The 12,749-nt window shown below is 71.0% G+C and carries 14 protein-coding genes; 6 read left to right on the top strand and 8 right to left on the bottom strand.

Features of this window, described 5'->3' with window-relative positions; all coding sequences use genetic code 11:
- Nucleotides 1–69 precede the first annotated feature (69 nt).
- Nucleotides 70–1,131 (top strand): M23 family metallopeptidase, encoded by a 1,062-nt coding sequence (locus M2163_RS25490; protein ID WP_280895132.1) that lies wholly within the window; start codon nt 70–72, stop codon nt 1,129–1,131.
- Nucleotides 1,132–1,190: 59 nt separating this feature from the next.
- On the opposite strand, the gene M2163_RS25485 is transcribed toward M2163_RS25490, so the two are convergent.
- The 8 genes from M2163_RS25485 to M2163_RS25450 form a co-directional block, all read right to left on the bottom strand.
- On the bottom strand, nt 1,191–2,075 hold the full coding sequence (locus M2163_RS25485; protein ID WP_280895131.1) for an HAD hydrolase family protein: 885 nt from the start codon (nt 2,073–2,075) through the stop codon (nt 1,191–1,193).
- Nucleotides 2,076–2,158: 83 nt separating this feature from the next.
- Entirely contained in the window at nt 2,159–3,061 is a 903-nt protein-coding gene (locus M2163_RS25480; protein WP_280895130.1) for an LLM class flavin-dependent oxidoreductase, read from the bottom strand.
- 52 nt (nt 3,062–3,113) lie between these two features.
- Entirely contained in the window at nt 3,114–3,557 is a 444-nt protein-coding gene (locus tag M2163_RS25475) for a hypothetical protein (RefSeq protein ID WP_280850548.1), read from the bottom strand.
- A gap of 25 nt (nt 3,558–3,582) precedes the next feature.
- On the bottom strand, nt 3,583–4,131 hold the full coding sequence (locus M2163_RS25470; RefSeq protein WP_280850549.1) for an RNA 2'-phosphotransferase: 549 nt from the start codon (nt 4,129–4,131) through the stop codon (nt 3,583–3,585).
- 122 nt (nt 4,132–4,253) lie between these two features.
- Nucleotides 4,254–5,192 carry a MerR family transcriptional regulator gene (locus M2163_RS25465; protein ID WP_280895129.1) on the bottom strand — a complete coding sequence of 313 codons (939 nt, stop codon included), beginning with the start codon at nt 5,190–5,192 and terminating at the stop codon, nt 4,254–4,256.
- Nucleotides 5,189–6,058: a metal-dependent hydrolase gene (locus tag M2163_RS25460; protein ID WP_280895128.1), complete on the bottom strand. Its 870-nt coding sequence runs from the start codon at nt 6,056–6,058 to the stop codon at nt 5,189–5,191. Before M2163_RS25460 ends, M2163_RS25465 begins: the two co-directional genes overlap by 4 nt.
- Nucleotides 6,055–7,812, bottom strand: a complete 1,758-nt coding sequence (locus M2163_RS25455; protein ID WP_280895127.1) for an SDR family oxidoreductase — start codon at nt 7,810–7,812, stop codon at nt 6,055–6,057. Before M2163_RS25455 ends, M2163_RS25460 begins: the two co-directional genes overlap by 4 nt.
- Nucleotides 7,809–8,651: a M24 family metallopeptidase gene (locus M2163_RS25450; protein WP_280895126.1), complete on the bottom strand. Its 843-nt coding sequence runs from the start codon at nt 8,649–8,651 to the stop codon at nt 7,809–7,811. Before M2163_RS25450 ends, M2163_RS25455 begins: the two co-directional genes overlap by 4 nt.
- A 247-nt stretch (nt 8,652–8,898) precedes the next feature.
- Between M2163_RS25450 and M2163_RS25445 the strand changes: the two genes are divergently transcribed.
- The 5 genes from M2163_RS25445 to M2163_RS25425 all read left to right on the top strand — a co-directional run bounded on the left by M2163_RS25445 (nt 8,899) and on the right by M2163_RS25425 (nt 12,697).
- The gene (locus tag M2163_RS25445) at nt 8,899–9,864 is read left to right on the top strand and encodes an ABC transporter ATP-binding protein (RefSeq protein WP_280854150.1); all 966 of its coding nucleotides are present in this window, start codon (nt 8,899–8,901) and stop codon (nt 9,862–9,864) included.
- Nucleotides 9,854–10,762, top strand: coding sequence for an ABC transporter permease subunit (locus M2163_RS25440; protein WP_280850554.1), 909 nt, complete (start codon nt 9,854–9,856; stop codon nt 10,760–10,762). Before M2163_RS25445 ends, M2163_RS25440 begins: the two co-directional genes overlap by 11 nt.
- Nucleotides 10,759–11,670 carry an ABC transporter ATP-binding protein gene (locus M2163_RS25435; RefSeq protein WP_059208138.1) on the top strand — a complete coding sequence of 304 codons (912 nt, stop codon included), beginning with the start codon at nt 10,759–10,761 and terminating at the stop codon, nt 11,668–11,670. The genes M2163_RS25440 and M2163_RS25435 overlap by 4 nt, the downstream gene beginning before the upstream one ends.
- Before the next feature lie 10 nt (nt 11,671–11,680).
- Nucleotides 11,681–12,400: an ABC transporter permease gene (locus M2163_RS25430; protein WP_280895125.1), complete on the top strand. Its 720-nt coding sequence runs from the start codon at nt 11,681–11,683 to the stop codon at nt 12,398–12,400.
- Nucleotides 12,401–12,499: 99 nt separating this feature from the next.
- Complete coding sequence (locus M2163_RS25425; RefSeq protein ID WP_280850557.1) at nt 12,500–12,697, top strand: hypothetical protein; 198 nt, start codon at nt 12,500–12,502, stop codon at nt 12,695–12,697.
- The last annotated feature ends 52 nt before the right edge of the window (nt 12,698–12,749 follow it).

Raw genomic sequence — 12,749 nt, 5'->3', positions numbered from 1 at the left:
AGCAATGGGTCCCCCGGCCGTACGACTTGAACAGGACCGCGTCCGGACGCCCGGGACAGGATCGCTGACATGCGATCACCTCGCCGCCATCCGCTGCTCGTTCCGGCTCTGCTGTGCGCGTGCGTGATGCTGGCGGCACGGCCGGCGGACGCCGCGGACGGCCGGGGCCCCCGGACGGACGGTGATCCGGGGGCCGGTGCGCAGGTGCTGCGGCTGTACCAGGACGCGGCGCTGGCGACCCAACGGTACGAGGCGGGGCGCCAGGAGGCGGAGGCGCAGCGGGCGCGGACGCAGTGGTTCGACGAGCTCCTGGGGAGGGAGCGGCGGGAGATCGCCGTGCTGCGCCAGGAACTCGGCCGTATCGCCCGGGCCCAGTACCGCGACGGCGGCGGTCTCCCGCTCACCGCACAGATCATCTTCGCCACCGATCCCGCCGACCTGATGCGGGGCCAACACGTGTTCTCCCGGACGAGGCTGGCCGTCGACAACGCGGTCGAGAAGAGCCGACGGGCCGAGGCGCGGCTGGTGGCGGACGAAGCGAAGGCGGCGGCGGTCTGGCGCGGCTTGGAGCGGCGCAGGGCCGAACTCGCCGCTCTGAAGGGGGAGATCGAGCAGACACTGGAGGAGGCGCGAGGGCGGTTGCAGGGACAGGCCGACGCCTCGGTGGCGGCCGGTTCGTGCCGGGGCGCCGTGCCCCTGGACCAACCGCAGCGGGCCGCGGAGGGCACCTGGGTCGCTCCGGTGGTGGGGTACGAGCTGTCCGCCGGGTTCGGCAGCGGTGGGACGCGGTGGGCGAGCCGGCACACGGGGCAGGACTTCGCGGTGCCGATCGGGACGCCGGTGCGGGCGGTGGGCGCGGGGCGGGTGGTGAAGGTGTCCTGCGGCGGTGCCTTCGGCATCGAGATCGTGATCGAGCACGCGGACGGCTACTTCACGCAGTACGCCCACCTCGCCGCCGTCACCGTCGACCAGGGGGCGAGCGTCGCGTCCGGGCAGTGGATCGGCCAGTCGGGCACCAGCGGCAACTCGACCGGCCCGCACCTGCACTTCGAGGTGCGGGTCACACCCGAGACCGGCTCGGCCGTGGACCCGGTGCCGTGGCTGTCGGCCCGCGGGGTGCCGGTCGGCTGAGCCGAGCGGGGTGTTCCTCCGCGGACCCGCGACGCCCCTACAGCCGCTCCGACGGCCCGCTACAGCCGCTCCAGCATCCGCTCGATCACCACGGCCACCCCGTCGTCGTTGTTGGCGACGGTCCGCCCTGAGGCCGCCGCGATCACGTCGGGGTGGGCGTTGCCCATCGCGTACGACTGTCCCGCCCAGGTGAGCATCTCGACGTCGTTGGGCATGTCTCCGAAAGCCACGACCTGCTCGTGCGAGATGCCGCGCTCGGCGCAGCACAGGGCGAGCGTGCTGGCCTTGGAGACGTCGGGGCCGCTGATCTCCAGCAGGGCGCTGGGGCTGGACCGGGTGACGTTGGCACGGTCGCCGATGGCCAGCCGGGACAGGGTGAGGAAGGCGTCCGGGTCGAGCGAGGGGTGGTAGGCGAGGATCTTCAGCACCGGCTCGGCGGCACCGGGACCGTCCTCGGCCAGCAGTTCCTCGGCGGGCGCGAGGTTGTCCGGGATCTCCATGTGCAGCTTCGGATAGTCCGGCTCCTGGTAGAAGCCGTACGTCTGCTCGACCGCGTACACCGTGCCGGGTGCCGCCTCCCGCAGCAGCCGTACGGCGTCCAGCGCGTTCTCCCGGGCCAGCTCGCGCACCTTCACGAACCGGTGGGCACCGGGACCGCCGTGCAGGTCGACCACCGCGGCGCCGTTGCCGCAGATGGCGAGGCCGTGGCCGTGGACGTGGTCGCTGACGACATCCATCCAGCGGGCCGGGCGACCGGTGACGAAGAAGACCTCGATGCCGGCCTCCTCGGCGGCGGCGAGGGCCGCGACCGTGCGTGGGGACACCGACTTGTCGTCGCGCAGCAGAGTGCCGTCGAGATCGGTGGCGATCAGGCGCGGCGGTATGCCGGCGGCCGGGGTCTCGGGCTGTCGAGTCGCTGAGGTCACCCGCTCATTCTCCCGCATATGCGTGCACGTCCGTGCGGGTGCCCGCACGGGTGAGACACGGACGACACGGGGCGGGCCCCACCCGCCCCGGGAACGCCCTCTCAGCCCAGCTGTGCCGGGGCCTCCATGGCGATCTGCTCGAAGACCTTCTGCTCGGCGGCGAAGTCCGAGTCGGGGATCGGCCAGTGGATCACGAGCTCCGTGAAGCCCAGTTCCCGGTGGCGCCCCGCGAAGTCGACGAACGCGTCGAGGGAGGTGAGCGGACGTCCGCGGTCCGGGGTGAAACCGGTGAGCAGGATCCGGTCCAGTGTGCTCACGTCCCGGCCGATCGCCGCGCAGCTGTCGGTGAGCTTGTCGATCTGGCCGCGGAGGGCCTGGAGGGACTGCTCGGGTGTGCCGTTCTCGTACAGCTTCGGGTCACCGGTGGTCACCCACGCCTGCCCGTGGCGGGCGGCGAGCTTCAGGCCGCGCGGACCGGTGGCGGCCACGGCGAAGGGCAGCCGGGGCCGCTGGACGCAGCCGGGGATGTTGCGGGCCTCGTGCGCCGAGTAGAAGTCGCCCTCGTAGGACACGGAGTCCTCGGTGAGGAGGCGGTCGAGCAGCGGGATGAACTCGGCGAGGCGGTCGGCGCGCTCGCGCGGGCTCCAGGGGTCCTGGCCGAGTGCGGTGGCGTCGAAACCGGTGCCGCCCGCGCCGATGCCGAGGGTGACGCGGCCACCGGAGATGTCGTCGAGGGTGATCAGTTCCTTGGCGAGGGTCACCGGGTGCCGGAAGTTCGGCGAGGTCACCAGGGTGCCCAGGCGCAGCCGGTCGGTCACGCCCGCGGCCGCGGTCAGGGTGGGCACGGCACCGAACCAGGGCCCGTCACGGAAGGTGCGCCAGGAGAGGTGGTCGTAGGTGTATCCGGTGTGGAAGCCGAGCTGCTCCGCGCGCTGCCAGGTCTCACGGCCCCCCTCGTTCCAGCGGCGGTGGGGGAGGATCACGGTGCTCAGACGCAGACTCATGTGTCCGAGCGTATGCGCCGGGCCGTGTTTCACGTGAAACAGTGACGCAGGGTCACCGCGTCCGGCCGCTGAGCCAGGGGCTGAGGCCGACCGGGATGAACTCCTTGTGCACGCGGTCACCCGGGAGCGGCACCATCAGGAAGTGGCCGGGCGGGAAGCGGCGCGCCTTGACCCAGGCGTGGCCTTCGTAGAGGGCGCGCAGGAAGGCGGGGACGTCGTCGCGGGCGAGGTCGGGGCACTCGACTCCGTCGACGGTGATCAGGGCGTCGTCGTCCGGGAAGAGGCGGATGTCCACCTGGGGTCGGCCGCCGAGTTCGATGTAGGCCTCGTGGGGCAGGGTGCCGTCCGGGTCGGTGATGACGCCGACGCCCGCGGCGCTGCGACGGGAGGTCTGGTCGGCGCCGATGTCGTGGGTCACCTCTATGGCGAGCCCGTACTCGGCGGCGAGTAGGCGGATCGCGGTGACGGCGGCCTCGGTGGTGGAGAGGTGGTCCATACCACTGATCATGCCTGGAAGGGGGTCAGTGCGACTCGGGAAACCGCACATAGCGCGGCGGTACGGTCCGGGTCAGCCACACCCCGTTCGCGCTGACGTGGAAGACATGGCCGTCGCGGTGCATGGCTGCCGCGTCCACGGAGAGCACGACGGGGCGTCCGCGGCGGGCGCCGACCCGGGTCGCGGTCTCGCGGTCGGCGGACAGGTGCACGTCGTGCCGGTTCATGGGGCGCAGTCCCTCGGCGCGGATGGCGTCCAGGACGCGGGCCACGGTGCCGTGGTAGAGGTACGGCGGCGGGGTCGCCGGGGGAAGTCCGAGGTCGACCTCGATGCTGTGGCCCTGGCTGGCGCGGATGCGGGTGCCGTCGACGGCGAAGCGTTGTTTGTCGTTCGCGGCGACGACCTGGTCCAGTTCTTCACGGCTGATGCGGAAGTTGTGCGCGGCGGTCGCGGCGAGCAGGGCGTCGATCTCGACCCAGCCCGCCTCGTCGAGAGTGAGCCCGATCCGCTCGGGCTGGTGGCGCAGGTGTTTCGAGAGGTACTTCGACACCTTCACGGTGCGTCTTTCGTCCATGTCGCCAGGGTGCCGGGAGAGACGTGAATCACGCGAATGATTTTGGTCCGCATGTTTGGTCCACAACCAACTGTAGTTATCCACAGGGCACTTGGCATTTCTGTGGACAACTACCCGTCATGTCAGCCCCCTTCGTCAACATCGTCAGGCGGCCGTCCACTTGACGTGAGCGCATCCAACTTCCTTGCCCGCACCTCCCGTTCGGCCGCCAGCACAAAGAAATCCGCCACCCGCTCCTCCCCAACAAGCTCCTCCACGGCCCGAATCGTCTCCTCGGGCACCGCCACGAACCGTGACTCCGACCGCCCTTCGGGCTGCTCCCCGGAGCCCAGGTGCTGTCGCAGGTGCCGTACCGCCAACAGACGCATCGCACGCGCCAGTTCCGCGTCCACGGTCTGCTGCGCGAGCGGTCGCAGCCGTCGTACGAGTGAGGCGGCTTCGGCGGCGTCGGCGTCGGTCGGCTGGTGCGGGCCCTGCAGGTAGCGGGCGAAGACGTGCTCGGTGGTGAACTCCAGGAAACGGGAGGCGATGTGCTCGACCTGTCCTCTCAACTCCCGCAGGTGGCGCGCGATCGCGGAGAGCGGGACTCCTGAGGCATGCAACTCGACGGCCACGGCGAGCTCTTGGGGACTCGGTACGAGGAAGGAGTCCTCGTCGCCGGGCACCGGCTCCAGCACACCGAGTTCTACCGCCTCGGCGACCGCGGCCTCGTCGGGCGTGCCGCCGAAGCGTGCGTCCAGTTCGGCGCGGGAGATCCTGCCGGCCTCCTCGTCGGTCCACGGACCGTCGACCTCGGCGACCAGGCCGAGGATCCCGCCGAGGCCGCGGCCGGAGTCGTACGCCTCCAGCAACTCCTTGATGGACGCCAGGCCGTAACCGCGGTCGAGGAGATCGGAGATCTGCCGCAGCCGGGCGAGGTGGGTGCCGGTGTAGATGTTGGCGCGGCCGCGGCGCTCGGGGCGGGGGAGCAGTCCGCGGTCCTGGTAGGCGCGGATGGTGCGGACGGTGGCCCCGCTGAGGTGGGCGAGGTCCTCGATCCGGTAGGCGGGGGTGTCGCTCACGAGGCCGCCTTCGCCGCCGGGGACCGCTTCAGGTACTCCACCGCACGGCTCAACGACCCTTCCCGCGAAGGGTGGTAGGACCGCCGGAGGTAGCGCGGTACGGCCGCGCCCAGTTCCCGCCAGGCCGGCAGCAGACCCTTTCGTACGGCCTTCTCGTGTTCCTTGAGGGAGTAGCGCAGCCGCCCGGCCAGCTGTGGATCGTGACGCATGAGGTAGGCAGTGCCCCATACCCACAGGTACAGCATCACCGGGGCCGTCACCGCCATGCCCGCGATCCGGCGGGCGTAGCGGGGTGCGCCGGTGCCGCCGCAGTGCTGGTACATGTCGAAGGCGACCGCGCGGTGTTCGACCTCTTCGGCGCCGTGCCAGCGCAGCAGGTCGAGCATGACCTCGTCGGCGCCGGCCCGGTCGAGGGCGTCCGCGGCCAGCACCCAGTCGCCGAGCACCGCCGTGAACTGTTCGACGGCGGCGACGACCGACAGCCGGAACCGCAGCCACTCGCGCGCGGGGACGGGCGCGTTGAGCGGTGGGCGTTCGCCGAGCAGCCGCTCGAAGAGGAAGTCGACGTACTTGGTGAAGGCGGCGGTGTCGAGCCGTTGTGCCGCCAGGTGGTCCAGCACATGCGTGTGCTGGACGCTGTGGGTGGCCTCCTGGCCCATGAACCCCTTGACCGCCGCGCGGAGTTCGGGGTCCGTGACCAGCGGCAGCCCCTCCTTGAAGACCTTCACGAACCAGCGCTCCCCCGCCGGCAGCAGCAGGTGCAGGACGTTGATGACGTGGGTGGCGGTGGGCTCGCCCGGGATCCAGTGCAGCGGCGTGCGGGACCAGTCGAAGGCCACCCTGCGCGGGGCGATCCGGTGGCTCACCGCGGCGGCTCCAGCCGTGCGATCGCCCGCAGTGCCCTCGGCGCCCACCGGGACAGGGCGAGCGCGCCGCGGGCCTCGGGGGTGACGGGTACGACGGCCTGGTTGCGTACGACCGCCCGCAGGATCGCGTCGGCGACCTTCTCGGGCGGGTAGTTGCGCAGCCTGTAGAGGCGGGCCGTGCGTTTCTGGCGGCGTTTCTCCTCGTCGGCGTCGACGCCCGCGAAGCGGGCCGTGGAGGTGATGGCGGTGTTGACGAACCCGGGACAGATCGCCGAGACACCGATCCCCCGGCCGGCCAGTTCCGCGCGCAGGCTCTCGCTGAGCATGAGGACGGCGGCCTTGGAGGCGCCGTAGGCGGACAGCGCCCTGGAGGGCTGGTAGGCGGCGGCCGAGGCGGTGTTGACGATGTGCCCGCCCTGCCCGCGCTCGGCCATCTGCCGTCCGAAGAGCCGGCAGCCGTGGATGACGCCCCACAGATTGACGTCGAGGACCTTCTTCCAGTCCTCGGTGGTGGTGTCGAGGAAGGGCCCGCCGAGACCGATGCCGGCGTTGTTGACCAGGACGTCCACCACGCCGTACTCGGCGGCGACCTTGGCGGCGAGTTTCTCCATGGCCTGTTCGTCGGAGACGTCGACGGTCTCCGCCCAGGCCTCGGGGGCGCCGAGCAGTCTGGACAGTTCGGCGGTGCGGGCGGCGGACTCGGCGTCCCGGTCGACGGCGACCACGCGCGCGCCGGCCTCGGCGAAGGCGAACGCGGTGGCCCGTCCGATGCCGCTGCCCGCGCCGGTGACGAGGACGAGCTGTCCGCCGAACCGGTCGGCGTACTTGCCGGTCGCCCGGACGGCGGGCCGGCCCCCTTCTACGGAGGTCACGAACTGCGTGATCCATGCGGACAGCTGGTCGGGCCGGGAGCGGGGGATCCAGTGCTTGGCGGGCAGGGTGCGCCGGGTCAGCTGCGGTGCCCACTGCTCCAGGCCGTCGTAGAGCTTCTCGGAGAGGAACGCGTCTCCCAGGGGCGTGATGAGCTGCACAGGCGCGTGTGCGTACGCGTCGGCGCGCGGGTGGCGCAGCCGGGGCCGGATGTTGTCCCGGTACAGCCAGGCGCCGTGGGCCGCGTCGCGGGACAGTGAGGCGGTCGGGTAGCCGTGGGCGGGAACCCCCTCCGCGCGCTCCAGAATGCGGGGCCACGCCTTGCCGAGGGGGCCGCGCCAGGCCAGTTCGGGCAGGGCGGGGGTGTGCAGGGCGTACACGTACCAGGACCTGGCGCCCTGACCGAGGAGCTGGCCGATCCGGCGGGGGGTGGGGCGGCTCAGGCGGCCCGCGATCCAGTGGCCGAAGTGGTCGAGGGACGGTCCGGACATCGAGGTGAAGGAGGCGATGCGGCCCTCGGTGCGCCGCACGGTGACGAACTCCCAGGACTGCACCGAGCCCCAGTCGTGTCCGACCAGGTGCACGGGCCGGTCCGGGCTGACGGCGTCCGCGACGGCCAGGAAGTCGTCCGTCAGCTTCTCCAGGGTGAACCCTCCGCGCAGCGGCCGGGGTGCCGTGGACCGGCCGTGGCCGCGGACGTCGTAGAGGACGACGTGGAAGCGGTCGGCGAGGCGTGGGGCGACCTCGGACCAGACCTCCTTGCTGTCCGGGTAGCCGTGCACCAGGATCACGGTCGGCCGGCCCGGGTCGCCCAGTTCGGCCACGGACAGTTCGACGCCGCCGGTGCGTACCCGGCGCTCGCGCGCACCTTCGAGCAAGGTCACTTCTCCTCCGCCCAGCGCCGCACGTGCGGCAGATCGTCGTCCAGCCAGAAGGCGCTCTCCTCGGGGTCCCGGGAGTCGGTGACCACCAGGATCTCCTCGAACTTGGCGCCGGTGCCCCGGAAGCCGAGGTGGGGTTCGACCGCCCACAGCCCCGGCTGCGGCGGGTGGTCGGAGAAGCGGTACGGCGACCACAGCGGTGACCAGCCCTCCCGGTGACCGTGCAGCGCGTCGGTGGCGAGGCCCTTCAGGGACTGGACGCCGAACCCGAACACATGGGGTGTCCAGCGCCGCTGCCTGACCTGGTCGACCTTGTGGGCGATCACGCCGAAGGGGTAGGCGCGGTGCCGGTTGGCGTAGCCCTGGCGGACCATGAGGCGGTCGACGTCCTCGTAGATCTCGCGCAGCGACCGCCGCTCGCGGACCTCGCGCAGGATCAGCTCGCGGTGTGTTTCCAGGTCGGCCATCAGTCTGTCCTGGACGGGGTTGACACCGAGCGAGCCGGAGTAGCCGATGTCCGCGGTGCAGCCCTCGTACACCGGGGCCATGTCCAGGATGAACGGCATCCCGGGCTCCAGGCGGCGGTCGGTGGGGAAGAACTGGAGCGGGACGCGGAAGCCGGTGAACGCCGTGCGGTCCCCGAACCAGGCGAAGGGCAGATGGAACCAGTCCCGTACGCCCCGCGCGCGCAGCCACTCGCGCTGCATCCGGGCGGCCTGCCGCTCGGTCACACCGGGTTCCAGGCGGGCCGCGACCGCTTCCGCGCACTCGTACGCGAGCCTTTGGACCTTCCGGAACCCCCGCAACCCGGTGGAGCGTTCGCCGTGCATCGCTGTGGTCATGCCGCCTCGTCCCCATCGACCGCGGTACGTGTCCGTAACGTGACACTGGCGAATGTGACAGTCATCGGAGGCTGCGTCAATAGGGCCGGTCGGCCTGTGGAAAAACCCGCCGATGTGGAAAGGGCGGGCACGGTTGTCGGACCTCAGGGTGACCCCTAGGTGCCCGTACGCCTGGAGTCTGATGCCGATGCAGCTCTGCGGGGTGACGACCTGAGTGGTCCGCGTCACTACTGTCGGAGATGTGACTGTGATCGCGACCGAAAGCCTGAGCAAGCGGTTCCCCCGGGTGACCGCGCTTGACCGGCTCTCCTTGGATGTCGGGCCCGGTGTTACCGGCCTCGTCGGCGCCAACGGAGCCGGCAAGTCCACCATGATCAAGATCCTGCTGGGTCTGTCCCCCGCCACCGAGGGCCGCGCCGAAGTGCTCGGGCTCGACGTCGCGACCAAGGGCGCCGCCATCCGCGAGCGGGTCGGATACATGCCGGAGCACGACTGCCTGCCGCCCGACGTCTCGGCCACCGAGTTCGTCGTGCACATGGCCCGGATGTCCGGACTGCCGCCCACCGCCGCGCGCGAGCGCACCGCGGACACCCTGCGCCATGTCGGCCTGTACGAGGAGCGCTACCGCCCCATCGGCGGCTACTCCACCGGCATGAAGCAGCGAGTGAAACTCGCCCAGGCGCTGGTGCACGACCCGCAGCTGGTCTTCCTCGACGAGCCGACCAACGGCCTCGACCCGGTCGGCCGCGACGACATGCTGGGCCTGATCCGCCGCATCTGGACCGACTTCGGCATCTCGGTCCTGGTCACCTCCCACCTGCTGGGCGAGCTGGAGCGCACCTGCGACCACGTCGTCGTCATCGACGGCGGCAAACTGCTGCGCTCCAGCTCCACCACCGACTTCACCCAGACCACCACGACGCTCGCGGTCGAGGTCACCGACAGCGACGACCACCCGGACGGCACCAGCGCGGTGCGCGAGGCGCTCCACGCGCGCGGGGTGGAGGTCCTCGACTCCCGGACCGGTCTGCCGGGCGCCGGCCACATCCTGCTGCTGACCGCCCAGGGCGAGGAGACCTACGACGTCGTCCGGGACGTCGTCGCCGATCTCGGCCTCGGCCTGGTCCGCATGGAGCAGCGCAGGCACCACATCTCGGAAGTCTTCACGAACGAGGACGAGCAGCGGAAGGAGGCCGTCGGCCATGGCAGTTGAGCACCCGGTCACCGCCCCCTCGGGTGACCAGACCCGCATCCACAACATCGGCTACCGCGCCTACGACGGCCCCCGCCTCGGCCGTTCCTACGCCACCCGCTCGCTCTACTCGCAGTCCCTGCGCGGCGCCTACGGCCTCGGCCGCTCGGTCAAGTCCAAGGTGCTGCCGATGCTGCTGTTCGCGGTGATGTGCGTGCCGGCGGCGATCATGGTGGCCGTCGCGGTCGCCACCAAGGCGAACGACCTGCCGGTCGACTACACCCGCTACGCGATCATCATGCAGTCCGTGATCTGCCTGTACGTCGCCTCGCAGGCGCCCCAGTCCGTCTCGCGCGACCTGCGCTTCAAGACCGTGCCGCTGTACTTCTCGCGGCCCATCGAGACCGCCGACTACGTGCGCGCCAAGTACGCGGCCCTGGCCACCGCGATGTTCATCCTGACCGCCGCCCCGCTGATCGTGCTCTACGTGGGCGCGCTGCTGGCCAAGCTGGACTTCACGGACCAGACCAAGGGATTCGGCCAGGGACTCGTCTCCGTGGCGCTGCTCTCGCTGCTCTTCGCCGGTATCGGCCTGGTCATCGCCGCGGTGACCCCGCGCCGCGGCTTCGGCATCGCGGCCGTGATCGCCGTCTTCACCATCTCCTACGGCGCCGTCACCACCCTCCAGGCCATCGCCGACGCCCAGGGCAGCACGTCCGCCATTCCGTGGATCGGCCTGTTCTCGCCGGTCACGCTGATCGACGGAGTGCAGTCCGCCTTCCTGGGCGCGACCGCGGCCCTGCCGGGCGAACACGGCCCCTCGACCGGCCAGGGCGTGGTGTACGTCCTGCTCACCCTCGGCCTGATCGCCGCCAGTTACGGCCTCCTGATGCGCCGCTACAAGAAGGTGGGACTGTGACCACGCTCCAGATCGACCACGTCTCCCGCTGGTTCGGCAACGTGGTCGCCGTCAACGACATCACCATGACGATCGGCCCCGGCGTCACCGGCCTCCTCGGCCCCAACGGCGCCGGGAAGTCCACCCTCATCAACATGATGGGCGGCTTCCTCGCCCCCTCCACCGGCACCGTCACCCTCGACGGACAGCAGGTGTGGCGCAACGAGGCCATCTACCGGCACATCGGCATCGTCCCCGAGCGCGAGGCGATGTACGACTTCCTCACCGGCCGCGAGTTCGTCGTCGCCAACGCCGAGTTGCACGGCCTGGGCGCCAAGGCCGCCCAGAAGGCGCTGGCCACGGTCGAGATGGAGTACGCGCAGGACCGCAAGATCTCCACGTACTCCAAGGGCATGCGCCAGCGCGTGAAGATGGCGTCCGCGCTGGTCCACGACCCCTCGCTGCTCCTGCTCGACGAGCCGTTCAACGGCATGGACCCGCGCCAGCGCATGCAGCTCATGGACCTGCTGCGGCGGATGGGCGACGAGGGCCGCACCGTGCTGTTCTCCTCGCACATCCTGGAGGAGGTCGAGCAGCTCGCCTGGCACATCGAGGTCGTCGTCGCCGGCCGGCACGCGGCCAGCGGTGACTTCCGCAGGATCCGCCGTCTGATGACGGACCGCCCGCACCGCTATCTGGTGCGCTCCAGCGACGACCGCGCGCTCGCGGCCGCGCTGATCGCCGACCCGTCGACGTCCGGCATCGAGGTCGACCTGGCGGAGGGCGCGTTGCGCATCCAGGCCGTCGACTTCGGCCGCTTCACCGCGTTGCTGCCCAAGGTCGCGCGCGACCACGGCATCCGGCTGCTCACGGTCTCGCCGTCCGACGAGTCGCTCGAGTCCGTCTTCTCGTATCTCGTCGCGGCGTAGGAGGCCGAAGATGTACGACCCCACAGTCGCCCGACTCACCTACCGGGCCCTGCTCGGCCGCCGCCGGGCCCTCATCCTGGGCGCCCTGCCGGTGCTGCTGATCCTGATCTCCGTGATCGTGCGCGGTCTGGTCGGCGCCGACGACCAGACCGCCTCCGACCTGCTGGGCGGACTCGCGCTCGCCACGATGGTGCCCATCATCGGTGTCATCGCCGGAACGGGCGCGATCGGCCCGGAGATCGACGACGGCTCGGTGGTGTACCTGCTGTCCAAGCCCGTCAAGCGGCCGACGATCATCTTCACCAAGCTGATCGTGGCGATCGCCGTCACGATGGTGTTCTCGGCGCTGCCGACGCTGATCGCGGGCTTCATCCTCAACGGCAACGGCCAGCAGATCGCCGTCGCCTACACGGTGGCCGCACTGGTCTCCTCGATCGCCTACGCGGCGCTCTTCCTGCTGCTCGGCACGGTGTCCCGGCACGCGGTGGTCTTCGGGCTCGTCTACGCGCTGGTCTGGGAGGCCCTGTTCGGCTCCCTGGTCTCCGGGGCGAGGACCCTGAGCGTCCAGCAGTGGTCGCTCGCCGTCGCCCACAAGGTCGCGGGCGGGGACCTGGTCACCTCGGACGTCGGACTGCCGACGGCCACGGTGCTGCTGGTCGTGGTGACCGTCCTCGCGACCTGGTACGCGGGACAGAAGCTGCGGTCGCTGACGCCGGCGGGCGAGGAGTAGGAACCTCCCCTCACCTCCCGCTTACTGACGGGGACTTCATCGGTGTCCGGCCACACTGGGCACAGGGCAATGCCGGGCTGCGAGTCGAAGGGGAAGGGCATGGCAGACGACTGGGACGACCTCGTGCTGGACGAGGACTTCATACGGTCCGCCGGGACGACCGAGCCGTCTGCCCGCGCCCGGATGCTGGCCGCGCGCTGGCGCGAGGAGGAGCCCGAACCGCAGCCCTGGCGCTCGGACGAGCCACCTGCCGGGTGGTTCTTCAGCAAGCGCCGGCGGCGGTGGCGGCGCCGGTAGATTTCGAACACCCGGCCGCATTTATTCAGTGGCGCCCAACTCGTCGCACGGG

The sequence above is a fragment of the Streptomyces sp. SAI-135 genome, assembly GCF_029893805.1.
Taxonomy (GTDB): Bacteria; Actinomycetota; Actinomycetes; order Streptomycetales; family Streptomycetaceae; genus Streptomyces.
Note: the sequence above shows the minus strand (reverse complement) of the source record. Positions and strands in the feature narration are given on the sequence as shown.